General features: G+C 72.7%; 23 protein-coding genes and 2 pseudogenes. 13 read left to right on the forward strand and 12 right to left on the reverse strand.

The window, feature by feature from the left end:
• Nucleotides 1-342 precede the first annotated feature (342 nt).
• Entirely contained in the window at nt 343-834 is a 492-nt protein-coding gene (locus tag ACRDTB_RS23565) for a hypothetical protein (RefSeq protein ID WP_431433609.1), read from the reverse strand.
• Nucleotides 835-954: 120 nt separating this feature from the next.
• On the opposite strand from ACRDTB_RS23565, the gene ACRDTB_RS23570 reads away from it, so the two are divergent.
• The 4 genes from ACRDTB_RS23570 to ACRDTB_RS23585 all read left to right on the forward strand — a co-directional run bounded on the left by ACRDTB_RS23570 (nt 955) and on the right by ACRDTB_RS23585 (nt 4167).
• Nucleotides 955-1638 (forward strand): response regulator transcription factor, encoded by a 684-nt coding sequence (locus ACRDTB_RS23570; protein ID WP_431433610.1) that lies wholly within the window; start codon nt 955-957, stop codon nt 1636-1638.
• A gap of 3 nt (nt 1639-1641) precedes the next feature.
• Complete coding sequence (locus ACRDTB_RS23575) at nt 1642-2919, forward strand: ATP-binding protein (protein WP_431433612.1); 1278 nt, start codon at nt 1642-1644, stop codon at nt 2917-2919.
• Nucleotides 2920-2992: 73 nt separating this feature from the next.
• Nucleotides 2993-3559, forward strand: a complete 567-nt coding sequence (locus ACRDTB_RS23580; protein ID WP_431433614.1) for a PepSY domain-containing protein — start codon at nt 2993-2995, stop codon at nt 3557-3559.
• A 59-nt stretch (nt 3560-3618) separates the two neighbouring features.
• Nucleotides 3619-4167, forward strand: a complete 549-nt coding sequence (locus ACRDTB_RS23585) for a GNAT family N-acetyltransferase (RefSeq protein ID WP_431433616.1) — start codon at nt 3619-3621, stop codon at nt 4165-4167.
• Here ACRDTB_RS23585 and ACRDTB_RS23590 read toward each other — a convergent pair.
• Nucleotides 4142-4705, reverse strand: a complete 564-nt coding sequence (locus tag ACRDTB_RS23590) for a carboxymuconolactone decarboxylase family protein (RefSeq protein ID WP_431433618.1) — start codon at nt 4703-4705, stop codon at nt 4142-4144. The genes ACRDTB_RS23585 and ACRDTB_RS23590 overlap by 26 nt on opposite strands.
• A 14-nt stretch (nt 4706-4719) precedes the next feature.
• Between ACRDTB_RS23590 and ACRDTB_RS23595 the strand changes: the two genes are divergently transcribed.
• The 3 genes from ACRDTB_RS23595 (at nt 4720) to ACRDTB_RS23605 (ending at nt 6946) form a co-directional block, all read left to right on the forward strand.
• Nucleotides 4720-5241: a MarR family winged helix-turn-helix transcriptional regulator gene (locus ACRDTB_RS23595; protein ID WP_431433619.1), complete on the forward strand. Its 522-nt coding sequence runs from the start codon at nt 4720-4722 to the stop codon at nt 5239-5241.
• Nucleotides 5238-5732: a class I SAM-dependent methyltransferase gene (locus ACRDTB_RS23600; RefSeq protein ID WP_431433621.1), complete on the forward strand. Its 495-nt coding sequence runs from the start codon at nt 5238-5240 to the stop codon at nt 5730-5732. The genes ACRDTB_RS23595 and ACRDTB_RS23600 overlap by 4 nt, the downstream gene beginning before the upstream one ends.
• Nucleotides 5733-6187: 455 nt before the next feature.
• Nucleotides 6188-6946 (forward strand): endonuclease/exonuclease/phosphatase family protein, encoded by a 759-nt coding sequence (locus ACRDTB_RS23605; RefSeq protein WP_431433622.1) that lies wholly within the window; start codon nt 6188-6190, stop codon nt 6944-6946.
• Here ACRDTB_RS23605 and ACRDTB_RS23610 read toward each other — a convergent pair.
• Nucleotides 6943-7833 (reverse strand): hypothetical protein, encoded by an 891-nt coding sequence (locus tag ACRDTB_RS23610; RefSeq protein WP_431433624.1) that lies wholly within the window; start codon nt 7831-7833, stop codon nt 6943-6945. The genes ACRDTB_RS23605 and ACRDTB_RS23610 overlap by 4 nt on opposite strands.
• Before the next feature lie 145 nt (nt 7834-7978).
• Here ACRDTB_RS23610 and dinB point away from each other — a divergent pair, with 145 nt between their 5' ends.
• The 3 genes and pseudogenes from dinB to ACRDTB_RS23625 all read left to right on the forward strand — a co-directional run.
• Nucleotides 7979-9172 carry a DNA polymerase IV gene (gene dinB, locus ACRDTB_RS23615; RefSeq protein WP_431433626.1) on the forward strand — a complete coding sequence of 398 codons (1194 nt, stop codon included), beginning with the start codon at nt 7979-7981 and terminating at the stop codon, nt 9170-9172.
• A 152-nt stretch (nt 9173-9324) separates the two neighbouring features.
• Nucleotides 9325-9732, forward strand: a pseudogene (locus ACRDTB_RS23620) (Na+/galactose cotransporter); the annotation flags it as partial.
• A gap of 269 nt (nt 9733-10001) precedes the next feature.
• Nucleotides 10002-10202, forward strand: a pseudogene (locus tag ACRDTB_RS23625) (hypothetical protein); the annotation flags it as partial.
• 123 nt (nt 10203-10325) lie between these two features.
• Here the strand turns inward: ACRDTB_RS23625 and ACRDTB_RS23630 are convergent.
• Nucleotides 10326-10478, reverse strand: coding sequence for a hypothetical protein (locus ACRDTB_RS23630; RefSeq protein WP_431433628.1), 153 nt, complete (start codon nt 10476-10478; stop codon nt 10326-10328).
• Between the two features lie 53 nt (nt 10479-10531).
• Between ACRDTB_RS23630 and ACRDTB_RS23635 the strand changes: the two genes are divergently transcribed.
• A complete protein-coding gene (locus ACRDTB_RS23635; RefSeq protein WP_431433630.1) occupies nt 10532-11146 on the forward strand; it encodes a UdgX family uracil-DNA binding protein in 615 nt (204 codons plus the stop codon).
• On the opposite strand, the gene ACRDTB_RS23640 is transcribed toward ACRDTB_RS23635, so the two are convergent.
• Nucleotides 11143-11652 carry a hypothetical protein gene (locus ACRDTB_RS23640; RefSeq protein WP_431433631.1) on the reverse strand — a complete coding sequence of 170 codons (510 nt, stop codon included), beginning with the start codon at nt 11650-11652 and terminating at the stop codon, nt 11143-11145. The two genes, ACRDTB_RS23635 and ACRDTB_RS23640, sit on opposite strands and share 4 nt — an antisense overlap.
• Before the next feature lie 139 nt (nt 11653-11791).
• On the opposite strand from ACRDTB_RS23640, the gene ACRDTB_RS23645 reads away from it, so the two are divergent.
• Nucleotides 11792-12721, forward strand: a complete 930-nt coding sequence (locus tag ACRDTB_RS23645) for a nucleoside hydrolase (protein WP_431433633.1) — start codon at nt 11792-11794, stop codon at nt 12719-12721.
• Between the two features lie 122 nt (nt 12722-12843).
• Nucleotides 12844-13929 carry an AI-2E family transporter gene (locus ACRDTB_RS23650; RefSeq protein WP_431433635.1) on the forward strand — a complete coding sequence of 362 codons (1086 nt, stop codon included), beginning with the start codon at nt 12844-12846 and terminating at the stop codon, nt 13927-13929.
• Here the strand turns inward: ACRDTB_RS23650 and ACRDTB_RS23655 are convergent.
• The 7 genes from ACRDTB_RS23655 to ACRDTB_RS23685 all read right to left on the reverse strand — a co-directional run bounded on the left by ACRDTB_RS23655 (nt 13892) and on the right by ACRDTB_RS23685 (nt 24070).
• Nucleotides 13892-14116, reverse strand: coding sequence for a DUF2630 family protein (locus tag ACRDTB_RS23655; RefSeq protein ID WP_431433636.1), 225 nt, complete (start codon nt 14114-14116; stop codon nt 13892-13894). The genes ACRDTB_RS23650 and ACRDTB_RS23655 overlap by 38 nt on opposite strands.
• A 260-nt stretch (nt 14117-14376) precedes the next feature.
• The gene (gene treZ / locus ACRDTB_RS23660; protein WP_431433638.1) at nt 14377-16083 is read right to left on the reverse strand and encodes a malto-oligosyltrehalose trehalohydrolase; all 1707 of its coding nucleotides are present in this window, start codon (nt 16081-16083) and stop codon (nt 14377-14379) included.
• Nucleotides 16080-18374 (reverse strand): malto-oligosyltrehalose synthase, encoded by a 2295-nt coding sequence (treY, locus tag ACRDTB_RS23665; protein WP_431433640.1) that lies wholly within the window; start codon nt 18372-18374, stop codon nt 16080-16082. The genes treZ and treY overlap by 4 nt, the downstream gene beginning before the upstream one ends.
• A gap of 223 nt (nt 18375-18597) precedes the next feature.
• Nucleotides 18598-20784, reverse strand: a complete 2187-nt coding sequence (gene glgX, locus ACRDTB_RS23670; RefSeq protein WP_431433642.1) for a glycogen debranching protein GlgX — start codon at nt 20782-20784, stop codon at nt 18598-18600.
• A gap of 149 nt (nt 20785-20933) precedes the next feature.
• Entirely contained in the window at nt 20934-21554 is a 621-nt protein-coding gene (locus tag ACRDTB_RS23675; RefSeq protein WP_431433644.1) for a hypothetical protein, read from the reverse strand.
• A gap of 123 nt (nt 21555-21677) precedes the next feature.
• On the reverse strand, nt 21678-23675 hold the full coding sequence (gene malQ, locus ACRDTB_RS23680) for a 4-alpha-glucanotransferase (RefSeq protein ID WP_431433646.1): 1998 nt from the start codon (nt 23673-23675) through the stop codon (nt 21678-21680).
• Nucleotides 23676-23686: 11 nt separating this feature from the next.
• Nucleotides 23687-24070: a hypothetical protein gene (locus tag ACRDTB_RS23685; protein ID WP_431433648.1), complete on the reverse strand. Its 384-nt coding sequence runs from the start codon at nt 24068-24070 to the stop codon at nt 23687-23689.
• Nucleotides 24071-24087 lie beyond the last annotated feature (17 nt).

Here is a 24087-nt window from a genome sequence, read left to right on the forward strand (position 1 = left end):
GTGTCGAGCTGCGCGCGGCCCGGCGCACGGTCGCCGCCATGCTCGCCGGCTACCAGCAGGCCAAGCAGGCGGGTGCGGGTCCCGTCGCCGACCTCGTGTCCGACACGGTCGGCAAGGCGCTGGGGCCGGTGCTGCGACGCCTGGAGCGGCTCGAAGAGCGGGTGGGCGGCTAGTGCGGTGGCCGGAAACGTTCGCCGGGTCTCTCGACGGCCCAGGTTCCCGCTGGCGGCGTTGCCGATCCGGCCAAGTACGTCCAGTACGAGGCCGAATCGGCGCCTTGCCAGCGGAAACCTGGATCCGCCGATAGACCCGCCAACGTTCCCGGTCACCGCACTAGCCGCGTTAGTCGTCGTCCTCGACGGTGTGCGTCACCGTGCCGCCGGAGCAGCGCAGCCGGACCTCGATCTCGCGCTCGCCGGCGAGGAACGTGATCTTCGGATGGTCGTTGACGCGCGCGTCGTCGTCCGGTTCGACCTCGAAGCCCTGCGCGGGCGTCGAGCCGAGCACCTCCACGCCACCCGGCGCGCAGCGGGCCCACACGGTGCCGCCCGCGGAGTGGATGACGGCGGTCTTCGCGGGCGGCGTCGTCGTAGCCGGTGACGTGGTGGTGGCGGGTGGGGTCGTGGTGGTGGGGGGCGAGGACCGCGGCGAGGTGGTCGTCCTGCCGGGCGGGGTGGTCTCGGCGAGCCTTTGGTCCACTTCGGACTGACTGAGCGGCTTCTGCGCGTCCGCGCCGTACAGGTCCGAGCCGATCGCTCCGACGGCGAACAGTCCGACGGCGGTGGCCGCCGCCGCGGCCACCGCCCACAGCACCACGCCCGTCGTGATGCGCATCGATCGGACCCTCGTCACGTCCGCAGTATGCCCGCCGCGTGGTTAAGGGACTCCTAACGCGACGTTAGGACATCCGTCGGGCACGGCCACGCGGGCGCGGGTGCCTTAGTGTTCGATCGCATGGCGCAGGTACTCGTCGTCGAGGACGACGCGACGATCCGCTCGTCGATCATCCGCGGGCTCACCGACCGCGGGCACGCCGTGTTCTCCGCGCCGACCGCGATGGCCGGACTGGAGCAGGCGGTCGGTTCCCGGCCGGACGTGGTGATCCTCGACCTCGGCCTGCCCGACCTTGATGGCACCGCGATGCTGCGGATGCTGCGCGGGGTCAGCGACGTCCCGGTGATCGTGGCGACCGCCCGCGACGACGAGACCGAGATCGTCTCCGTGCTCGACGCCGGCGCGGACGACTACGTGGTCAAGCCGTTCGGCGTGGCTCAGCTCGACGCGCGGATCCGCGCGGTGCTGCGCCGCGGCGCGGACGAGGAGCGCGTGACCGCCGTGGAGGTCGGCGGCCTGCGGGTGGACCCGCGTACCCGGCAGGCCTCGCTGGACGGCCGCGCCCTGGAGCTGACGCCGCGCGAGTTCGACCTGCTGCACTACCTCGCCGCGCGTGCCGGGGAGGTGGTGAGCAAGCGGGAGCTGCTCACCGAGGTGTGGCAGCAGCCCTACGGCGGTGCGGACAAGACCGTCGACGTGCACCTGTCGTGGCTGCGGCGCAAGCTCGGCGAGACCGCGCAGCGGGCCCGCTACCTGCACGCGGTGCGCGGGGTGGGCGTGCGGCTCACGGCGCCGGAGGACTGACCGGTGCGCCGCCGCGTCCTGCTGCTCGTCGCCGCCACCACCCTGCTCGTACTCGTCGCGTTCCTCGTGCCGCTCGCGCTGCTCGTGCGCAACGTCGCCGCGGACAACGCCGTGCAGCAGGCGACCGCCCAGGCGCAGGCGCTGACCTCGCTCGTCGCGACCACCACCGACCGCGAGGCGCTCGACCTGACCGTCCGGCAGGCCGACGCGGGCAGCGGCTACGACGTCACGGTCTTCCTCACCGGCGGGGTCCGCCTCGGTGCCCCGGCCGGTCGCTCGTCGCTGGTGGAGCTCGCCTGGCAGGGGAAGAGCGCGTCGGCGGACGTCCCGGGCGGGCGGGAGGTCGTGTTCGCGGTCGACCGGCCGAGCGGTGTGGTGGGGGTGATCCGCACGTTCGTGCCGGACGCCGAGCTCACCCGCGGCGTGGCCCGGGCGTGGCTGCTGCTCGCCGGACTCGGCGTGGCACTGCTGGCGGTGAGCCTGGTCGTGGCCGACCGCTTGGCGCGCACGCTGGTCCGCTCGACGATCGACCTCGCCGCGGTGTCCCACCGCCTCGGCCGCGGCGAGCTGACGGCACGGGCGGACGTGTCCGCGCCGGGGGAGCTGGGCGTGGTCGCGGGCGCGCTGAACGGGCTGGCCGGGCGGATCACCGGCCTGCTGCGCGAGGAGCGGGAGACCATCGCCGACCTGTCCCACCGGGTGCGCACTCCGCTGACCACGCTGCGGATGGAGGCGGAGTCACTGTCCCCCTCGGACGCGGAGCGGATCGTGGCCGGCGTCGAGGCGGTGAACCGGGCGGTCACCGACGTGATCCAGCAGGCCCGCCGGCGCGGCGCCGAACCGTCCGGTGTGGACGCCACGGAGGTCGTGCGCGAGCGCGTGGCGTTCTGGGCCGTGCTCGCCGAGGACACCGACCGGGAGCTGACAGTCGACATCGGACCCGACCCGCTGCCGGTGCCGCTGGCCCGGGCGGACCTGGAGGCGTGCGTGGATGCCTTGCTGGGCAACGTGTTCGCGCACACGCCCAACGGCACCCCGTTCGCCGTGTGGCTCGCCGGCCGGCCCGGCGGTGCCACGCTCGTGGTGACGGACTCCGGTCCCGGTCTGCCCGGGCCCGCGACCGGGGCGTTGCGGCGCGGGGTGAGCGGGTCCGGTTCGAGCGGGCTCGGGTTGGACATCGTGCGACGCGCTGCCGAGCAGACCGGGGGCGAGGTGCGGCTGGAGCCCGGTACGCCGGGCCTGACCGTCGTCGTGGAGCTGGGCCCCTTAGGGCGGTCTTAACCGTCGGGCAGCGTGGTGCTAGGCCGCGCGACGGCACGGTGGTGGCGTCCGGAAACCGGCGGAAGGAACCACCATGAACAGAAAGACGATCGTCGTCGCGGCCGCCGCGGGTGCGCTCGCGGTCTCGGCGGGCACCGCGTGGGCACTGGGCGGCAGCGGCGACGCGGCCACGACCGGCACGGCGACCGCCGCCACGCACACCACGTCGCCGACATCGTCGACCTCCTCGACCTCGCCGACATCGAGCACGTCCGTCGGTGCTGCGCGGCTCTCCGCCGACGACGCGGCGCGGCTGGTGCGCGAGCGCTTCGGCGGCGGGGTGGTGCACGAGGTCGAGCAGGAGTTCGAGCACGGCCGGCTCGAGTGGAAGGTCGAGATCACGAAGGCCGGCGTCACCTACGACATCCGCATCGACGCCCAGACCGGCGCCGTGACCCGCGTCGAGATCGACGACCGCGACGACCGGGACCGCCGCGTAGACGACCGCGTAGATGACCACGGGGACGACCGCTGGGACGACCACGGGGACGACAACTCCGGCCCCGGCAGCTCGAACAGCGGCTCCGGCTCGTCCGGTCATGGCGGCGACGACGACGATGACAACAGCGGCCACGGCGGCGACGACGGCGACGACAGCTGACGGCGACGACGGAGATGGCGGTGACCGTTGATCACCAGGTGGGTTTAACCTGGCTGTTTGTGCACCGAGGCATCACCATGCGCCACACCGACGCGATCCAGCTCGGTCGGCACGTCACGCAGCTTGAGAGCCTCTACCGGCGGTGTTTCACCGAGCCACCGTGGCGGGAGGCGGCCGAGCGGCTCGCGGGGTTCCCCGACCGGCTGACCGCCCACCTTGGTCACGGCGGCTTCGATGGTCTGGTGGCGGTGGGGGACGGCCGGCTCATCGGCGCGGTCTACGGCTGGCCGGCCGGCCCGACGCTCGACTCGGGTTCCCACTTCGACGACGCCCTCGCCGCGGCGGTCACCCCCGGGCTGGCCGGCCGGATCGTGGCGCCCGCCCTGATCGTGGCGGAGCTGATGGTCGACCCGGCCCACCAGCGGCGGGGGATCGGCCGCTCGCTGCTGAGCCGATTCACCGACGGCTGGCCCGCCGCGTGGCTGTGCACCCACCCGGACGCGCCCGCGGCGGGCATGTACCGCCGCGACGGCTGGCGCGAGGAGATCGAGTTCGACGTCGACGAGTGCCCGATGGTCCTGTTCACCTGGCAGGCGCCGGCTCGCTGACCTCCCAGGCGTACTCCGCCAAGGGCTCGTCCAGCGGCGCACCGGTCAGCCGGTTGGCCACTGTGGACAGTGTGTAGGCGCCGATGCCCAGGACCACCTCCAGGGCCTGCTGGCGTGTGTACCCGTGCGACAGGAACTCCGCCACGCGCCCCTCGCTCACGCCGCCGGCCGATTCCACGACGTCCACGGTGAACTGGCGCAGCGCCTCGAGCCGTGGGTCGTCGAGCGGTCGGCCGGCGCGCAGCGCCTCGACGAGGGCCGGCGGCGCCGAGAGGGATACGAGTCTGGCGGTGTGCATCGCCATGCAGACGTGGCAGGCGTTGCGTCCGGCGATCGTCATGATCAGCGTCTCGCGCGCCAGCGGGTCGAGCGAGGTGGTCTCGAACATGCCGCTCAGCTTCAGGAATCCGTCCAGCAGCAGCGGCGACTCCGCCATCCGCGCCATCGCCACCGGGAGGTAGCCGAGGCGGGACTCGGTCGCGGTCATGGTCCGGCGGGCGGCCGGCGGGGCGGACTCGATGGTGTGGTCGACGAACATGGCACTCCAGTAGTTTGGACAACGTGGTTGACGAAATAGTAAACCAGGTTGTCGATTCCGGCAATGAGTCGGCGGGCGGCGCACCGGGGTTCGAGCTGCCGCTGCTGCTGCTCGCGGGTTTCCGCACGCTCATCGACCAGCTCCATACCGAGCTCGTCCGTCAGGGCCACCCCGACGCCCGCCCCGCGCACGGCTTCGCGCTCCAGGCGATCGGCCAGCACGGTGCCACCGCCAGCGAGGTCGGCCGCCGCCTCGGCGTGTCCAAGCAGGCTGCCGGCAAGACGGTCGACCGCCTGGAGAGGCTCGGCTACGTGACCCGTGCCGGCGACGACCGCGACGCCCGCCGCAAGCTGATCCGGCTCACCCCGCAGGGCATCGAGCTCCTCGCCCGCTCGGCCGCGATCTTCGACGACCTCCGCGCGCAGTGGGTCCGCACGCTCGGCTCGGCCCGGGTCCACGACCTCGAGGCGGCGTTGCGCGAGATCGTTCCGGACGGCATGTGGCGCCTGGACGTCGCGGGCTGGTTCGGCTCGTGATCCCGGACCGGATTCGCTGGGCAGTGGAGGTCGTCGACCCGAGGCCGGACGAGCGGCTGCTGGAGATCGGCTGCGGGCCGGGGGTGGCCGCCGCCCTCGTCTGCGAGCGGCTGCGCACGGGCCGCCTGACGGCCGTGGACCGCTCGCCCGTGGCCGTCGAGCGGACCCGGCGGCGCAATGCCGAGCACCTCACCGCGGGCCGGCTCGAGGTCGTCCAGTCCGAACTGGACACACTGGAGACGCACGGTCACGACAAGGCCTTCTCGGTCAACGTCAACGTCTTCTGGACCACCGCCGCCACCCGCGAGCTGGCCGCGCTCCACCGAGCGCTGCATCCGGGTGGCTGGCTGTACGTGCTCTACGGGGCCGGCCCCACCGGTGCGGACCGGGTGACCGGGACGATCGCCGATGCCCTGGCGAGCAACGGTTTCACGGCCGTCGAGCCGGTGCGCTCCCCACACGGCGTCGGTGTCGTCGCGCAACGGCCATAGTGGACGATGGGTTTGGCCGGGGCGCCCGGATCGGATCCGGGCGCCCGCTGCGACAACGGAAACTCAGTCGATGGTCGGTCGACCAGCCGCTGTCACCGGCAGCACCACCAGCCGAGGCTCAGGACGACCCCGAGACAGCCGAGCGTCACCACTACCACGAGCACCTCCACCTGTTCGGTTTTCTTTTCGCTGCTGCGAAAGTAATTTGACGGTAGCCGCGGGAAAGCCGCCATGTCTGTCCCCGGTCAGGTTGACGACCATGCCGTGACCGTGTCGCACCGTGGCGGCTCCAAAGGCGAAGACCACGGGAATGGCCTAGCGGTGATCTCGTTCAGGTGGATCACGTCTCCGGCCGGCCCGCGCCGGCGGTACCGGACGAGCCGGGTGCGGCAGGCGGCGTCGTGCGAGACCTACGGATCTTGCCATCGGTCACCGGGGTCTGCTTGTGTGCTCTCATGCGTACCGTGTTCCGGCTGATCGCCACGCTGACCCTCCTCCTGCCCGCGTTGGCGATCCCGATCGCGTCCGCGGCCACGACGGTGAAGGTGTTGCAGCTCAACATCTGTCACAGCGGCGTGGCCGACTGCTACGCGGGCGCCGAGCCCGTGCTGGCCAAGGCGGAGTCGGTGATCGCGTCGACCCAGCCGCAGGTGCTGTCGGTGAACGAGGCCTGCTCGGGCGACGTGGCCCGCCTGCGAGCGGCGATGGGTGCGGCCGAGGCGACGTTCGTGGCCGCCCAGCACCGCGACGGCACGCCGGTGACGTGCACGAACGGCGAGGAGTACGGCAACGTCATCATGGTGGCGTCCACTCTGGCCGGTGGTCCCGCGGAGACCGGCCGGTACGCCGCGCAGGACGACGGCGACGAGATGCGGGTGTGGGCGTGTCTGCCGGCGGGCGCGCTGAGCGCGTGCACGACGCACCTGTCCGCCCGCAGCGGCACGACGGCACTCGCGCAGTGCCAGGACCTGATGTCCCGCGCGGCCGGCTACGCGCGGCAGGCCCCGGTCGTGGTCGCGGGCGACCTGAACCTGCACTACGACGGCAGCCCGGACGCCCAGGACTGCAACCGCACGGGCTTCTACCGCAAGGGGGACGGGGACGTCCAGCACGTCTTCGCCACGACCACGCTGGCCTTCGAGAGCGGCACCACGATCGACATGGACGGCACGACGGACCACCCGGGCTGGCTGGTCACCGTCACGATGGGCTAGCGCCGTTCCGCGAGGATCGTGAGGCCGCGGCGGTCGACCCGCAGCACGCACGGGACGGACTCCGACGCCGGGTAGTCCGACTCCATGATCATCGACCGCACGGTGGCGGCGTACGGGGAGGACTCCGCCGCGACGACCAGGTGCTGCGGGCACGAGATGCCGACGATGAACCGCTCCTCGCCGACCAGGTCGGATACGTAGGCGTAGAAGTCCGGCAGGCACACCGCGCCCGCGGCCACGCCGTCGTGGTGCATGTCGAGCACACCGTTGTCGTACTCCGCGATCCGCAGCCCCGACGCGAGGTTCGCGCACGCCGTCTCGTACAGGTCCCCGAACGTGCCGGCCTCACCCCACACGCCGTCCGGGCCGAAGTGGTGGTGGGTCAGGTGGCTGATGCCGATCCGCCCGCTCGGTGCGGTGCCGACCAGCGCGAGCGAGACGTGCAGACCGTCGGGCACCAGCGTGTAGTGGGGCATCGCCGCCAGCAGGTCGGCCTGCGGGGAGGTCTCGCTCCACAGCATCGGCAGCAGCTCGCCCTCGCGCTCCAGCTGCGCGCACCGCTCGTCGTACCGTTCCGCGGCCACGGACTCCAGCTGCTGGCGCGCGTCGGCGAGCGCTTCCGGCCAGCGCCGCGGATCCGGCCGCGGGAAGGTGTAGTAGACGGCGGCGTTCGGGAACGTGCGCGCGATGAAGCGGCTGTCCGCCGGGGACGGCTCCCACTCCGACTTCAGCGCGACGACCTGTTCGGGCAGCGCGCCGCCCTGCCGCCGGGCCAGGTCCCACGCCTGCCGGACGCTGTCGTCGGCGACCGTCGGCCCGTGCCCGGCGACGCTGTGCTCCTGCCCGATCTGGAATACCACGACGTTGCTCGACGGATCGGTGTCCACGCGCGACACGATGCCCGCCCCGCCCGCGGCGCGGGAGCCGCATTGCACGGGCGGTCACGTCCGCTGCGCGCGGAGGCAACGCGGTCCTCCTTGTGAGCGGTCTGAGCTGCGCGTACTCGATTCTGTCAGAGGTTGATGCGAACATGTGTTCGTGACTGCGGCGACCATTCTGCATGCCGACCTGGACGCGTTCTACGCCTCCGTCGAGCAGCGCGACGACCCGAGCCTGCGCGGCCGGCCGGTCATCGTGGGTGGCGGCGTGGTGCTGGCGTGCAGCTACGAGGCCAAGCGTCACGGCGTCCGCACCGCGATGGGCGGCCACCGCGCGTTACGCCTGTGCCCGCACGCCGTCGTCGTGCCGCCGAGGATGTCGGCCTACAGCGAGGCGAGCAAGGCGGTCTTCGAGGTCTTCAAGAACACGACGCCGCTCGTCGAGGGCATCTCCATCGACGAGGCGTTCCTCGAGGTGGGTGGCCTGCGCAAGATCGCGGGCACGCCGCTCGAGATCGCCGCGCGATTACGCCGGGACGTGCTCGGGCAGGTCGGTCTGCCCATCACCGTCGGCGTGGCGCGCACCAAGTTCCTGGCCAAGGTGGCCAGCGGGGTCGCCAAGCCGGACGGGCTGCTGCTGGTGCCGCCGGAGGCCGAGCTCGAGTTCCTGCACCCGCTGCCGGTCGAGCGGCTGTGGGGCGTCGGCCGGGTCACCGCCGAGAAGCTGCACTCCCGGGGCGTCCAGACGGTCGGGCAGGTGGCCAAGCTGGCGCGGTCCTCGCTGGTGGGCATGCTCGGCAAGGCGGCGGGCCGGCACCTGCACGCGCTGGCGCACAACTACGACCCGCGTCCGGTCCGGGTGGGGCGGCGCCGCGGGTCGATCGGCTCGCAGCGCGCGCTCGGCAGCCGCCCGCGCACCCGCGCCGACCTCGAGGCCACGCTGGCCGGCCTGGTCGACCGGGTGGCCCGGCGATTACGCGCGGCCAAGCGGGTGTGCCGGACGGTCGTGCTGCGCCTGCGGTTCGCCGACTTCGCGCGCGCCACGCGGTCCCACACGCTGTTCCGCTCGACCGACGACACGCAGGTCCTGCTGGACACGGCCCGGACGCTGCTGCGCGACGTGATGGGCCTGCTCGACGAGCGGGGCTGCACGCTGGTGGGGATCTCGCTGGCCAACCTGGACAACGTGGACGCGGTACAACTGGTGCTGCCGTTCGACGAGTACCCGGTGGGCTCGCTGGACGCCGCGCTGGACCACGTACGCGACCGCTTCGGCACGTCGGCGGTGACCCGGGCCGCGCTGCTGGGGCGGGACCCGGGCATCGAGGTCCCGCTGATCCCAGACTGACCATGGCCGACCAGGGCCGAACGCGTCCGCCTTGCGGTGCAACGTGCTCGACGTCGGCAGTGTGTCCGATGTGGACGATCGCTCGGCGCGCGACCGACCCGCGGTCGGTGTCTGTTTGAGCCAGAGGAGTCGAACGGGAGGAGGTGCCCGAGTTGACCGTGCTGGCCGACGCGAATCTCCGGCTCGCGCTGGTCATCGGGATCGGATACCTCGCGAGACGGCGGGTGTCGACCAGCGTCGACTTCGTCCTCTCCGGCCGCGCGCTGCCGGCCTCGGGTGACGCGCTCGCGTTCATCTCCGCGAACCTCGGCGCCATCGAGGTCATGGGCAGGTCGCCCAACGGCCCGGAGTACGGCAAGCCGACCGCGCACTACTTCTGGGTCGGCGCGATCCCCGCCATGCTCTTCCTCGGCTTCGTGATGATGCCGTTCCACGACGGTTCGAAGTTGCGCAGCGTCCCCGAGTTCATGCCGCGCCGCTTCGGCAAGGCCACACACCTCGTCAACGGCATCAGCTTCGCGACCGCCCAGGTCCTCATCGCCGGCGCGAACCGGGGTCTCGGTGATCGTCGCCGCCGCGATCTTCAGCGAGGGCTGCGGTTCATGGTGATCGTCTCTGCGGGCATGCGCACGCCGATCATCGGCTCGTTGCTGACGGCGGTCGTCGTGTTCGTGCTGACCGAGTCCGGCGTGTGGGCGCTGCTCGCGGGCATCGCCCTCGCCATCACGATCGTGCTGAACATCATCTTCTAGGAGAACGGGATGACTCCGACAGACCATCGACACAAGAGCCCTCGCCCCGGTCAACTCGGCGGGCCGCCGCGTTCGATATCCGGCTAGTCATCGCCTTGCTCCTCGGCGTGTACGGGTTGGTGCTCATCGTGCTCGGCACCGGTTTCACCTCGGCCGAGGAGATCGAGCGGTCCGCCGGGGTGAACATCAACCTGTGGGCCGGGCTCGGGATGCTCGTGACCGCCGCGCTGTTCACGCTGTGGACCTCGCTGCGGGTGCCGGTGGAGGAGGGCGAACAGTCCGCCGGATGGGAAGTCGGGTTGGACGCCGTCCTCGTGGCGAACGAGGGGCTCGGCAACGGTTTCCCCGCCGCCGGCCCGGGTTTCAGCGCGGGCGGCACCGTCGGCTACCCGGTCACGCTGTCAGTCCCGTGGACGGGTGTCCTCCCGGCGCTCATCCTCGTCGGGCGGCGGCTCCGGCTCGCGCCATTCCTCGGCCCGGCTCGGCCGGTTGCCGCGGAGCGCGTCGTCCAGCTCGTGCTTGAGGTGGTCGTCCCGCAACGGACCGTGCGTCACGACGCGAGACCGCCGGACGTTTTGCGCGGTCCTCGCCGGGTAGCCGGGTGCACATGGGTACGGAACGCTACGTGCCCGCGGGCGCGGACCTCGATGGGCTGCGCGCCGCGGCGGGTTCCTGCAGGGGCTGCGACCTGTACAAGGACGCGACGCGGACCGTGTTCGGCGCCGGGCCGGCCGACGCCCGCGTCCTGGTCGTCGGCGAGGTGCCCGGCGACCAGGAGGACCGCAACGGCGAGCCGTTCGTGGGGCCGGCCGGGCGGCTGCTGGACCGCGCGTTGGAGGAGGCCGGCATCGACCGCACGCAGGTCTACGTCACCAACGCGGTGAAGCACTTCAAGTTCGTCCCGGCCGAGCGCGGCAAGCGGCGGATCCACCGCACGCCGTCCCGCACGGAGGTCGTCGCGTGCCGGCCGTGGCTGGACGCGGAGCTGGACCTCATCGAGCCGGACCTGGTGGTGTGCCTGGGTGCGACGGCGGCGAAGTCGTTGCTGGGCCAGGGCTTCCGAGTCACCAAGGAACGCGGCGAGGTGGTCTCGCTGCCCGGCCGGAGCGCGCGGGCCGTCTCCACCGTGCACCCGTCGTCGGTGCTGCGTGCCGACGACCGTGCGGGGGCCTACCGGGAACTGCTCGCCGACCTCACGGCCGCGGCCACGGCGCTGCCCTAGCGGACCACGCGACGGTAGCGACGCAGCCGGCGCGGGCCGGGCAGGGCGAAGCGCCGGATCAGGTAGGTGAGCGCGCCGCCGATCACCAGCCACAGGATGGCCGCGAGGCCCTCGTTCAGGAGGGTCGCGAGGTCGGGGTTGCCCGGTACGAACAGGCCGGTGAGGCCCAGCGTGATGCCGGACGCCCATTCGTCCACAAAGGATGCGAAGGCGTTGGCCATGTTCGCGTTGCCCAGCACCAGCACGATGTGCACACCGAGCACGATGGCGAACGTCACGGTGACGGCCATGATGATCGTGCAGATCACGTTCACCGTGCGGATCCGCCAGTAGTCGGAGTTCGAGACGCCCTCCTCGACGACCTCGTCCTCGTACGCCCCCGAGGCACGTGGCGCGGACACCGGCGGCGGCTGCGGGGTCCGGGACACGGGCTGCTCCACCGTCGGCGGGTCGGCGGCCGGATACGGGTCGAGTCGGGTCCTGTCCGGGTCCTGCTCGTGACGCATGGTTCCTCCCAGACCTGTCGCGGCCCGAGGGCACGCGACTCGAGGTCGATTCCCTGCCTGGGTATCCCGACGCGCCACCGGATAAACGCACCCGCCACGACGGCTGACCGGACAGCGCGTGCACGGGCATACTCGGTGGGTGGCCACGCCGATCATCCTCGACTGCGACCCCGGGCACGACGACGCGCTCGCGATCATGCTCGCCGCCGCGCATCCGGCGGTGCGGCTGCTCGCGATCAGCACCGTCGCCGGCAACCAGACGCTCGACAAGACCACCGCGAACGCCCGTCGGATCTGCGACGTCGCCAGCATCACGGGTGTCCCGATCGTCGCCGGCCGCGCGTTCCCGTTGCGGGGCAGGGGCATCGTCGCCGCGGACGTGCACGGTGAGTCTGGGTTGGACGGTCCGAGCCTCGGGCCGCCGGTCACGCCGGTAACGAGCACCGACGGCATCGGCTACCTGCGGGACCTGCTGCGCGCAGAGCCGGCCACGGTCGTCGCCACCGGTCCGTTGACCAACATCGCCGCCTTGCTGCTCGCCGCGCCGGACGTCGCCGAGCGGATCGAGCGGATCGTGTTCATGGGCGGCAGCACCGGCAACGGCAACGTCACCCCGTACGCGGAGTTCAACGTGTACGCCGACCCGGAGGCCGCGGACATCGTGCTGCACAGCGGGATCCCGGTCGCCATGTGCGGGCTCGACGTCACCCACCTCGCGCTCGCCGACGAGGCCGTGTGCGAGCGCATCGCCGCGATCGGCAGCCCGCTCGCGCGCGTCTGCGTGGACCTGCTCGGCTTCTTCGCCGGCACCTACCGGGACATCTGGGGGTTCCCGGCACCGCCCCTGCACGACCCGGTGGCAGTGGCGCTCGTGGCGGAGCCCGGCGTCGTCGAGACCGTCCGCACGCGGCTGGACATCGAGCTCACCGGCACGTTCACCCGCGGTGCCACGGTCGTCGACCGCTACGCGCGGACCGGCCGGCCGCCGAACGCCGACGTCGCCGTCGGACTCGACGTGGCGCGGTTCTGGGACCTCGTGGTGACCGCGGTCCGCACACTGTCCACATAGCACCCGGGCGTGCCCGCAAGCTCGTCACCGGCGGCCACCGCCTCGGACTCGTCGCAGGTCTCGGGCCGTGTGGTCGGCCTGTCCGGGTTTGAGATCTGGTTCTTGCGGTTAACGTTGAGTTTGTGAACGAGCCCTCCGCGCCGAGTGCGCCGCCGAGCTGGCGAACGGGGCGCGTGGGCCGGATCGCCGTGCGCTGCGTTCAGTTCCTCATCATCGCGCTGACCGTGTGGGTCGTCGGGCAGGTGCTGACCCGCGTCGCGTTCGTCGTCGTGCCGCTCGCGGTCGCGATCCTGCTCGCCGCGTTGTTCGTGCCCGGCGTGGCGTTCCTGACCGACCGCGGCGTGCCCCGGCCGCTCGCCGCGACCGGGGTGCTGCTCCTGGGCATCGCGGCGCTTGGCGGGCTGGTGCTGTTCATGGTGACGTCCGTGATCAACGGCTTGCCCGACCTCGGGGCGCGGCTGAGCGAGAGCGTCCAGGAGCTGCGGCAGTGGCTCACCACGTTCGGACTGCGGCCCGAGCAGTTCGACGAGCTGATCGCGCAGGGCCGGGAGTGGATGTCGCGCAACCAGAGCGGGCTCGTGTCGGGCGTGTGGGGCGTCCTGTCGACCGCCGGCGCGGTGCTCGCCGGGCTCCTGCTGGTGCTGTTCCTGCTGATCTTCTTCGTCTACGACGGGGAGCGGCTGTGGCGCGGCCTGCTGAGCCCGCTGCCGCGGTCGAGCCGCGAACAGGTCTTCGCGGCGGGGCAGCGGGCGTTCCGCGACCTGACGTCGTTCGTGCGGACGACGCTGGTGGTGGCGCTGATCGACGCGGTCGGCATCGGGCTCGGGCTGTGGATCACCGGGGTGCCACTCGTGCTGCCGCTCGCCGGGCTGGTGTTCCTGGGTGCTTTCGTGCCGGTGATCGGCGCGTTCGTGACCGGGATCGTGGCGGTGCTCGTCGCGCTGGTCACCCAGGGTTTCGTGGTCGCCCTGATCGTGGCTGGCGTCGTGATCGCGGTGCAGCAGCTCGAGGGGAACGTGCTGGAGCCGCTGCTGATGAGCCACGCGGTGAAGCTGCACCCGGTCGCGGTGATCCTGGGCGTGGCCATCGGGGCGGATCTGGCGGGCGTGATCGGCGCGCTGCTCGCGGTGCCGGCGATGCTGACCGTCCGCAGTGCGACGCGCCCGCTGGTCACTGCAGACAACGCTCCACCACGTCGCTCGACCTGACCTGGGCGACGTCCGGGTCCTCGCCGGCGGCCCGGCGCGCGCGGCGCTGGCGCAGCAGGTTCCAGCAGCGGTCGAGCTCGATCTCGAGGTCCTCGAGCCGCTTCGGGTCGGGCCGGCCACCACGCTCGAGCTGGTGCTCCTCGTCGATGAGCTCACCGATCCGGGACGAGATCACCTTGTCGTCCATGACTGCCCCTCTCGGTGCCCATGCTCGGCCCATGCTCGCAGAATGGCCGGGATCGGCCGTGAACGTGCCGACCACCACGGACCCCGCGCTGGTCCCGGCGTCCGCGCCCTCGGCCCACGGCAGTCGTCAGCCGAGGCAGAACTCGTTGCCTTCCGGGTCGCGGGAGGACGACCCATCGGGTGCCGTTGCCTTCGCGCCAGGTGATCGGCGGGTCGACCAGGGTCGCGGGCGTCGAAGGTGACGTTGTGGATGAAGGCCATTCAGACCACCGCGAAGGACTCGGGCGGAACGCGGAGGTGGGTGCCGGTCAGCTCGGGGGTGGCCGAGGCGAGGAGGACCTCGGTGGGCCGGCGGTCCAGGAGGATCCTGGCGTCCGTGGTTCCCAGGTTGACGACCGCCCGGCGCTCCCCGCGATGCAGGACCAGCCACGAGTCGCCGGCGTGGACGGTGAACCTGTCCAGCCGCGGGTCGGCCAGCTCCGGGTGCGCGCGGCGCAGGGCGATCAGCGCGCGGTAGGTCTCGAGGACCTCGCGGTGCCCGGGCTCGTTCAGCTCGCCCCACCGCAGCGTGGAGCGGGCCAGCGTCGCCTCGTCCATCGGGTCCGGGACCTCGGCGGAGCCCCAGCCGTGCTCGGCGAACTCCTCGCGGCGGCCGTCGCGGACCGACGCGGCCAGGTCCGCGTCCGCGAAGGAGGCGAAGAACTGCCACGGCGTGCTCGCCGCCCACTCCTCGCCCATGAAGATCATCGGCGTGTACGGCGAGCACAGCACGATCGCCGCCCCACACAGCATGCGGGCCGGGGAGATCGTCGCGGTCATGCGGTCGCCCCGCGCCCGGTTGCCGATCTGGTCGTGGTTCTGCAGGTAGATCAGGAACCGGTGCCCCGAATGGCGCCGCGGGTCGATCGGCCGGCCATGCGTGCGGCCGCGGAACGACGACCACGTGCCGGCGTGGAAGAACGCCTGCCGCAGCGTCGCCGGCAGAGCCCCGGGCGCGCCGAAGTCGAGGTAGTACCCGTCCGTCTCGCCGGTGAGCGCCACGTGCAGCGCGTGGTGCAGGTCGTCGCACCACTGCGCCGCCAGCCCGTACCCGCCGGCGTCGCGGGAGGTGACCAGCCTCGGGTCGTTGAGGTCGGACTCGGCGATCAGGTGCAGCGGCCGGCGCAGGCCCCCGGCGAGCGCGTCGACCTCGCCGGCCAGCTCCTCCAGCAGGTGCGTGGCGCTCCTGTCGACGAGCGCGTGCACGGCGTCGAGCCGCAGGCCGTCGAGGTGGAAGTCGCGCAGCCAGCCGAGCGCGTTGTCGATCACGTAGCGGCGAACCTCGTCGGAGTCGGGGCCGTCGAGGTTGAGCGCCGGACCCCAGATAGTGCGCCCGGCGAAGTACGGGCCGAACCGGTCGAGGTAGGCCCCGGACGGGCCGAGGTGGTTGTAGACCACGTCGAGCAGCACGCCGAGGCCCCGCGCGTGGCACGCGTCGACGAACCGCTTGAACGCGTCCGGACCGCCATACGGCTCGTGCACCGCGCCCCACAGAACGCCGTCGTAGCCCCAGCCGGCCGTGCCGTCGAACGCGTTGACCGGCAGCACCTCGACGAGGTCGACGCCGAGCTCCACCAGGTGGTCGAGCCGCTCGAGCGCCGCGTCGAACGTGCCCCGTTCGGTGAACGTGCCGATGTGCAGCTCGTAGATGACCGAGCCGGCTAGCGGCCGGCCGGTCCACCGCTGGTCGGTCCACGCGAACGCGTCGTGCGAGTAGCGGCGCGAGGGGCCGTGCACCCCCGCCGGCTGCCACCGCGAGCGCGGGTCGGGCAGCGGCTGGTCCTCGTCGTCGAGCAGGAACGCGTAGTCCGGACCGTCCGCGTCCGCGTGCCACCAGCCTCGGTCGTCGCGCCGCATGTCGTGCGTGGCGGACCCCAGCACCAGGCGCACGCGGTCGCGGCGGGGCGCCCACACGGAGAAGCGGGTCACGACTCCTCCCGCGCCAGCAGCGCGACGGGGTAGCGAGACAGCAGCTCGGCCACCGGGACGAGGCCGGGAACCGCGCGGTGGGTGAGGTGGTCCCGCCAGCCGCCCGGAGGCAGCGCCAGCACGGTGTCCCGCCAGCCGGTACGGGCGAGGCCGACGGGCAGCCGGGTGGCGACCGCGACCACGCCGTCGCGCGCGAAGGCCAGCACGTGTGCCGCCGCGGGGCCGTCGGCCGGCAGCGGGCGGTAGCAAGTGAACAGCTCCGGGCGGGCGCGGCGCAGCCGAAGCACGGTGCGGACCACGTGGAGCTTCGCCGCCCCCGTGTCGTCGACCTCGGGCAGCCAGCCGGACTCCAGGCGCGCCAGCAGCTCCGCGCGGCGGGCGAAGTCGACCGGGCGGCGGTTGTCCGGGTCGACCAGGGACAGGTCCCACAGCTCGGTGCCCTGGTAGACGTCCGGCACCCCGGGCCCCGCGAGCTGCAGCAGCTTCTGGCCCAGCGCGTTGGACCAGCCCGGCATCCGGACGCGCTCGACGAACTCCTCGACCTCCGCGCGCAGGCCCGGATCGCCGAGGACGTCGGCGGGCCAGGAGCGCACCGCCGCCTCGAACTCCTCGTCGTGGTCGACCCATGAGGTGCGGACCTTGGCCTCCTTGGCCGCCTTGTCGAGGTAGGCCGACAAGCGTTCCGGGCTGATCGGCCACGCGCCCACCAGCGACTGCCAGGCCAGCAGCTCCAGCGTCGGCTCCGGCAGGCCGCGGCGCGCGGACCAGCGGCGCACGGCCGTGGCGAACTCCGGCGCCAGCTCGGCGAGCACCGCGATCCGGGCTCGCACGTCCTCGGAGCGCTTGGTGTCGTGAGTGGACAGTGCGGTCATGCCCGCCGGCCACCCTGCCTCGCGCGCGGCCGCGCCCGCGTGGAGCTCGGCCGGCGGGACGCCGAACCGGTCGGGCGCGCCGCCCACCTCGTTGAGCGCGGTCAGCCTGGGGTAGCGGTAGCACGCGGTGTCCTCGTCGCCCTTGGCCACGACCATGCCGGAGGTCTGCTGGATGCGGGTGGCGAGCTCGCCGTGCGGATCCTCGCGCACCGCATGGTCCACTGTAGACAGCACGTCGGCGAGGTCGGGACGGGCGGCGCGCGCCCGGTCGACCGCGGCGCTCCAGTGCGCGAGGCCCTCCGGGAGGTAGGAGCGGTAGACGGGGAAGGCGACCATCAGCTCGGCGACCGCCTCCCGCGCGGCCTCCACCGGGACGCCCGGTACCAGCGCGGCGATTCGGCACATCTCCGCCACCAGCGAGCGTTCCGTGACGAGCCGCCGGCAGCGGGCCCGCACCACACCGAACGGCGGGGTGGCGGCCAGCTCGGTGAGCGCGGGCTCGCCGGCCGGGTCGACGAACACCCCGCACACCTGGCGCAGCGCGTCGTACCCCGTGGTGCCGTGCACCGGCCAGGACGCCGGCAGCGACTCGCCCGCCGCGAGGATCTTCTCGACGACGAGCCAGCAGCCGGCCCGCGAGCGCAGCCGCCGGAAGTAGCCGCCGGGGTCGCGCAGGCCGTCCGGGTGGTCGATGCGCAGCCCGTCGACCTCGCCCGCCTCGACCCAGCGCAGCACCTCCGCGTGCGTCGCCTCGAACACGGCCGGGTCCTCGACGCGGACGGCCGCGAGCGAGGTGATGTCGAAGAAGCGGCGGTAGGTGAGCTCCGTGTCGCCGCGCCGCCAGTGCACGAGCCGGTAGTGCTGCCGCTCGTGGACCTCGTCCGGCGTACCGCGCTCGGTACGGGGCGCCAGCGGGAACTCGTGGTCGTGGTAAGCGAGCTTCCCGTCACGGACCTCCAGCGCGCCTCCGTCACCGTCGCCGAGCACCGGCAGCAGGATCGGCCCGCGCGCGAAGTCGATGTCGAAGTACGCCGCGTACCGCGACTCCCGGCCGCGGGCGAGCACGTCCCACCACCACGGATTGGCCGCCGGGACCTCGACCGACATGTGGTTGGGCACGAGGTCGACGACGAGTCCCAGCCCGACCTCGCGCACGGCGGCCACCAACCGGCGGCGCGCCTGTTCGCCGCCGAGCTCCGGACTGACGCGGGTGGGGTCGACCACGTCGTACCCGTGCGTCGAGCCGGGGGCCGCGGTCAGCAGCGGGGACGTGTACACCGCGCCGACGCCGAGCCGGTCGAGGTAGGGAACCAGCGCGGCGGTGTCGGACAGGTCGAAGCCGGGCCGCACCTGCACCCGGTACGTGGAACTCGGCACCCACACGGCGGACGCTGCGTCGCTCTCGCTCGCTGTGCTCATGGTTCGCTTCGCTCCTGCGCTACTCGTCGTCTTCCCTCTTCACGTGCTCGGTGCTGGTGTGCGTGCGTTCGTCAGTCCAGACGGCGGGCGCTGTGTCGCTCTTGCTCGCGGTGTTGGATGGTTCGCTTCTGCGCTGTCCGTGGTCTTTCCTCCTCTCGTGCTCGGCGCTGGTGTGCGTGCGTGCGTTCGTCAGTCCAGACCGCGGACGCTGCGTCGCTCTCGCTCACCCGGGCGTCCCGGTGCGTTGGAGGATCAGCAGCGAGCGCGACGCGACGCTGATCGTGCCGGTCGCCCGCACGGTGCGCGCGTCGGTCGGGTGGTCGCCGGCCACCACGCCGACCACCAGCCCGCCGCCGGACTCGGCGAACACCTCGCCCGTGGCGGTGTCGACGACCACGGTCCACTCCGTGCCGTAGCCCGTGCCCGGCACGGTCATGTCGATGTCGTCGTGGTGCGCGTTGAAGCACAACAGGAACGAGTCGTCGCGTACGCGCTCGCCGCGCCGGTCGAGGTCACCGATGGCGTCGCCGTTGAGGAACACCACGATCGAGCGGCCGAACCCGGACTCCCAGTACTGCTCGGACATCTCCTCGCCGGACGGGGTGAACCAGGCGATGTCACGCAGCTCGTCGCCCCGGCGGATCGGCCGGCCGGCGAAGAACCGGCGTCTGCGGAACACCGGGTGGTTGTGCCGCATCTCGATGAGGGCACCGGTGAAGTCGAGCAGGTCGGCGTTGCGTTCGGCCAGCGACCAGTCGACCCACGACAGCTCGTTGTCCTGGCAGTAGCCGTTGTTGTTGCCCCGCTGGGTGCGTCCGAGCTCGTCGCCGTGCAGCAGCATCGGCACGCCCTGCGAGAACAGCAGCGTGGCGAGCAGGTTCCGGCGTTGCCGCGCCCGCAGGTCGTTGATCTTCTCGTCGTCGGTTGGGCCCTCGGCTCCGCAGTTCCACGACCGGTTGTCGTCGGCGCCGTCGCGGTTGCCCTCCCCGTTGGCCTCGTTGTGCTTCTCGTTGTAGGACACCAGGTCCGCCAGCGTGAAGCCGTCGTGCGCGGTGACGAAGTTGATCGACGCGTAGGGCCGGCGGCCGTCCTCCTGGTAGAGGTCCGAGGAGCCGGTGATGCGGGACGCGAACTCGCCGAGCGTGGCCGGCTCGCCGCGCCAGAAGTCGCGCACGGTGTCCCGGTACTTACCGTTCCACTCCGTCCACAGTGGAGGGAAGTTGCCGACCTGGTAGCCGCCCGGGCCGACGTCCCACGGCTCGGCGATGAGCTTGACCTGGCTGATCACCGGGTCCTGCTGCACCAGGTCGAAGAACGTGGACAGCCGGTCGACGTCGTAGAACTCGCGCGCGAGCGTGGCCGCGAGGTCGAAGCGGAACCCGTCGACGCGCATCTCGGTGACCCAGTACCGCAGCGAGTCCATGATCAGCTGCAGGGTGTGCGGGCTGCGCACGTTCAGCGAGTTGCCGGTGCCGGTGTAGTCCATGTAGTACCGCTTGTCGTCGGCCACCAGGCGGTAGTACGCCTCGTTGTCGATGCCGCGCATGGACAGCGTCGGGCCGAGGTGGTTGCCCTCCGCGGTGTGGTTGTAGACGACGTCGAGGATGACCTCGATGCCGGCCTCGTGCAGCGCGCGCACCATCGCCTTGAACTCCGGCACCTGGCTGCCCGGCATCGCGTTCGCCGAGGCGTACCCGTCGTGCGGAGCGAGGTAGGCGATCGTGTTGTAGCCCCAGTAGTTGCGCAGGCCGCGTTCGAGCAGCCCGTGGTCGTGCAGGAACTGGTGCACCGGCATCAGCTCGACGGCCGTGACGCCGAGGTCGACCAGGTAGTCGATCATCACGGGGTGGGCCAGGCCCGAGTACGTGCCGCGCTGCTGTTCGGGGATCCGCGGGTGGGACCTGGTGAGCCCGCGCACGTGCGCCTCGTAGATGACCGACTCGTTGTACGGCGTGCCGGGCGGGCGGTCGTTGGCCCAGTCGAAGAACGGATTGATCACCACGGCGCGGATCGTGTGCCCCGCCGAGTCGGTGTCGTTGCGCTCGTCCGGGCGGCCGAACGGGTAGCCGAACACCGACTCGTCCCAGTCGACCGCGCCGGTGGTCGCCTTGGCGTACGGGTCGAGCAGCAGCTTGGCGGGGTTGCAGCGCGGCCCGCCGCGGGGGTCGTGCGGTCCGTGCACGCGGAAGCCGTACTGCTGGCCCGGCGTGATGCCCGGCAGGTAGCCGTGCCACACGAAGCCGTCGACCTCCGGGAGCCGGACCCGGGTCTCGGATCCGGTGCCATCATCGCCGGCGTCGAACAGGCACAGCTCGACCCGCTCGGCCGCCTCGGAGAACAGCGCGAAGTTGGTGCCGGCACCGTCGTAGGTGGCGCCGAGCGGGTACGGATTTCCGGGCCAGGCCTGCACGGGTGCTCCTCGGTGGGGCTGGGGACCATCTGGAAGAACAACGGTAGAGGTCCCCACCGACAGAGCTCACCCCCAACCGAGGGCCCGGCCGCGGACCGCTCGATCGGGGGATCGTCGGTGACCCGGCTCGTCCCGGGGTCAAGCCCGGCTCACTCGCTCCAGGTGACCGGATCGTCCGCGTAGCCGTCGCCCTGGTTGAACTCGACGGCGGTGACCGGCGAACCCGGCGAGGCCGAGAGCACGCACGTCTCGTACGTGGCGCCCGCGGTGGTGAAGTCCGACGGAGCGCTCTCGTTCGCGCACTGGGCGACCTCGCCGACCAGCACGACGCCGGTGCTGGCGCCGTCCTCCAGCACGCCGTCGACACCCACCGAGGTGTGGGCCAGGTCGGTGCCGCCGACGTTCTCGACGGAGAGGCGGATGAAGTACGGCGTGAGGCCCTTCGCGTCCTCGCCGAAGTCCGCGAGGTCGGCCTCCGCACCGGCCTCGACGGCCGTCACGGTGAGCCCGATCGTGCCCGTGCTGTCTCCGTACTCGAACGGCAGGACGGCCGGGTCGCCGAACTTCAGCTCCGTTCCCGGTGCCGTGGCCTCCCCGGCCGGCGCGGGGTCGCCGGCGTCGCTCTCGCTGGTCTCCGACGAGGCCGGCGCCTCGGACGTGGACTCCGTCGTCGAGTCCGCGGCCTTCGGGTCCTCCTCGCTGTCGCAGGCCGAGAGGCCCAGTCCGATCGCCGCCACCGCGGCGGCGAACACCACACGTCGAATGCGCACTGGTCTGTCTCACTTTCCGTTGCAGGGTCGAACGGCCCTTCTGACCGACGGCGCGCGCCATGCGCCGCACCGGCCGCGGAGAAGTGATCAACGTCTCGTGACGTGTGGTGACGGCGTCGGGACTCAGGTCGCGGGCCCGGCCGGGCGGTCCGACCGTGGCGCGGCCGCCCCGGGTCGGGCAGCGCGCAGCGCCGCCACGGCGCGGCGGACCACGGGGTGTGCCAGGAGCTCGTCCACCGGCACCGGAAGCGGGATCCGCCAGTTGGGGTACTCGTCGACGGTGCCGGGCAGGTTCGGCTGGCGCGGCTCGCCGAGCGCGTCCTGCGGCGAGGTCAGCAGCAGCGTGCTCGCGGCCGTGGCCAGCAGCCGGTGGAGGGCGACGACGAGGTTCTCCTCGGTCGCGTCGGGCGGGAGCAGGCCGTGCGCCGACAGCTCGGTCAGCAGCTCCGCCCGGTCGGCCGCCGCCCGCGCCCGCTGCGCCTCCGGGTCGGCGAGCAGGCCGAGCTCGGCGCGCACCCGCACGTGCTCGCCGCGCAGGAAACCGGCCGTCGTGGGCAGGTCGTGGGTGGAGATGCTCGCCATCGCCCCGGCCGGCCAGCGGGCGGGCGGGCGCAGCGGCTCACCCGGCGTGTCCTCGTCGCGCTCGAACCACAGCACGGCCGAGCCCAGCACGCCGCGCTCGCGAAGGGTCGTGCGCACCTCGTCGGGCACCGTGCCGAGGTCCTCGCCGACCACGATCGCCGACGCCCGGTGCGCCTCCAGGGCGAGCACGCCGAGCAGCGCGTTCGCGTCGTAGTGGACGTAGGTGCCCTCGCTCGGCGGGCGGCCCGGCGGAATCCACCACAACCGCCACAGGCCCATCACGTGGTCGACCCGGATGCCGTCGGCATGGGCGAGCACGCCGCGGATGACGTTCCGGAACGGGGCGTACCCGGCGGCGGCCAGCTTGTCCGGTCGCCACGGTGGCAGGTTCCAGTCCTGGCCCCGCTGGCTGAACGCGTCCGGCGGCGCGCCGACCGTGACGTCCGAGGCCAGCACGTCCTGGAGCGCCCACGCGTCCGCGCCGGCCGGGTCCACGCCGACGGGCAGGTCGTGCACGATCCCGACCGGCATCCCCGCGGCCGCGGCCCGGACCTCGGCGAGCTGCTCGGCGCACAGCCGCTGCAGCCACGCGTGGAAGGCGATGCGCGGGTCGTCCCGCCGCGCGGCGTCGACCGCGGCGGCGCGCGGATGGCGCAGCTCGGCCGGCCACTTCCGCCAGTCCGGGCCGTGCCGCTCGGCGAGCGCGCAGAACGTGGCGAAGTCGGTCAGGTCCGGGTCGTCCGGCGGAGACGGCAGCGGCGGGGAGCGCCGCCACAGCAGCTCCAGCGCGGCCAGCTTCGCCGACCAGACGGCGTCATAGTCGATCAAACCGTCGGTCGGTTCGGCGCCGGTCGGCGGGGCGAGTGCCTCGACCTCCGCCCGCACCTGCGGGGCGGCCGCGCGGAACGCCTCGGTGTCGGTGATCCGCAGGTACAGCGGGTTGGCGAAGCGGCGGCTCGAGGGCGAGTACGGCGAGCGCTGGACCGGCGGAACCGGGGTGATCGCCTGCACGGGGTTGACCAGCACCACGCCCGCGCCGAGCTCCGCCGAGCCGCGGACCAACGTGCGCAGGTCGGCGAGGTCGCCGATGCCCCACGAACCGGCCGAGTGCAGCGCGTAGAGCTGCACCATCCAGCCCCACGCCGCCGGCACCGGCGGCAGCGTCGACGGCGTCACCACGACGGTGGTCCGCCGATCCTCGATGGCCAGCGTGTGCCAGCCCAGCGGCAGGTCGTCGGGTAGGTGGTGGCCTACGTGCCGGGTCGTGCCGTCCTCCAGGCGCAGCTCGCCCGGCGCACCGATCGTGGGCGTCTCCCCGGCACGCACCACCAGCGGGTCGGGCGCGCTCACGCGGCCGCGCCGGGCGATGGCGTCGGACAGCCCGGCCGCGACGGTCGCGGGTGTGCCGGCGTCGACGCCGAGCTCGGCGAGTACCGCGACCACGACGTCGTCGGCGACGTCGATCCGGCGGCGTTCGGTGTCCTCGTACCACGTGGCGACACCGTGCGCGGCGGCGAGCGCGCGGAGCGCAGCGTCCATTCGCGACCGGGTCAGCGCCCGTCGCGCCGGCTCGGCAGTGGGCGGCCGAGACCGTCCCGGGCGGCGAGCAGGGCGGTCCGGGCCCCGTCGGGGTCGTCCGCGCCGAGCCGGACGCGTGCGGTGCGCACGTCGTGCACTGCGGTCTCGAGGCGGCAGGTGTCGCCGGTGGCCGCCGCCCACGCCAGGCCGCCCACCAGCAGGTCGTCGAGCCGGTGGCGGGTCGGGTCGTCGGGGCTGGCGGTCGCGGCCAGCTCGGCGAGCGCCGCCTCGACCGCCCTGCGCAGGCGATCACCGGGTCGCGGTGACGGGCGCTGCCGCATCGGTGCGGGATTGCCCGTTCTCAGTTCTTCGTGGACACTTTCGCGGACATCGGCGGTCAGTTTGTGCTTGGCCACGGTGGCCCTCCCGCGGT

The sequence above is a fragment of the Actinophytocola sp. genome (assembly GCF_050699935.1).
GTDB lineage: Bacteria > Actinomycetota > Actinomycetes > Mycobacteriales > Pseudonocardiaceae > Actinophytocola.

Coding starts and splice junctions, on each gene's coding strand:
- ACRDTB_RS23580 (WP_431433614.1), top strand. CDS start 2,993: ATGAACAGAAAGACGATCGTCGTCGCGGCCGCCGCGGGTGCGCTCGCG.
- treY (WP_431433640.1), bottom strand. CDS start 18,374: ATGAGCACAGCGAGCGAGAGCGACGCAGCGTCCGCCGTGTGGGTGCCG.
- ACRDTB_RS23565 (WP_431433609.1), bottom strand. CDS start 834: ATGCGCATCACGACGGGCGTGGTGCTGTGGGCGGTGGCCGCGGCGGCG.
- ACRDTB_RS23655 (WP_431433636.1), bottom strand. CDS start 14,116: ATGGACGACAAGGTGATCTCGTCCCGGATCGGTGAGCTCATCGACGAG.
- malQ (WP_431433646.1), bottom strand. CDS start 23,675: ATGGACGCTGCGCTCCGCGCGCTCGCCGCCGCGCACGGTGTCGCCACG.
- ACRDTB_RS23590 (WP_431433618.1), bottom strand. CDS start 4,705: ATGTTCGTCGACCACACCATCGAGTCCGCCCCGCCGGCCGCCCGCCGG.
- ACRDTB_RS23605 (WP_431433622.1), top strand. CDS start 6,188: ATGCGTACCGTGTTCCGGCTGATCGCCACGCTGACCCTCCTCCTGCCC.
- ACRDTB_RS23635 (WP_431433630.1), top strand. CDS start 10,532: ATGGGTACGGAACGCTACGTGCCCGCGGGCGCGGACCTCGATGGGCTG.
- ACRDTB_RS23640 (WP_431433631.1), bottom strand. CDS start 11,652: ATGCGTCACGAGCAGGACCCGGACAGGACCCGACTCGACCCGTATCCG.
- ACRDTB_RS23570 (WP_431433610.1), top strand. CDS start 955: ATGGCGCAGGTACTCGTCGTCGAGGACGACGCGACGATCCGCTCGTCG.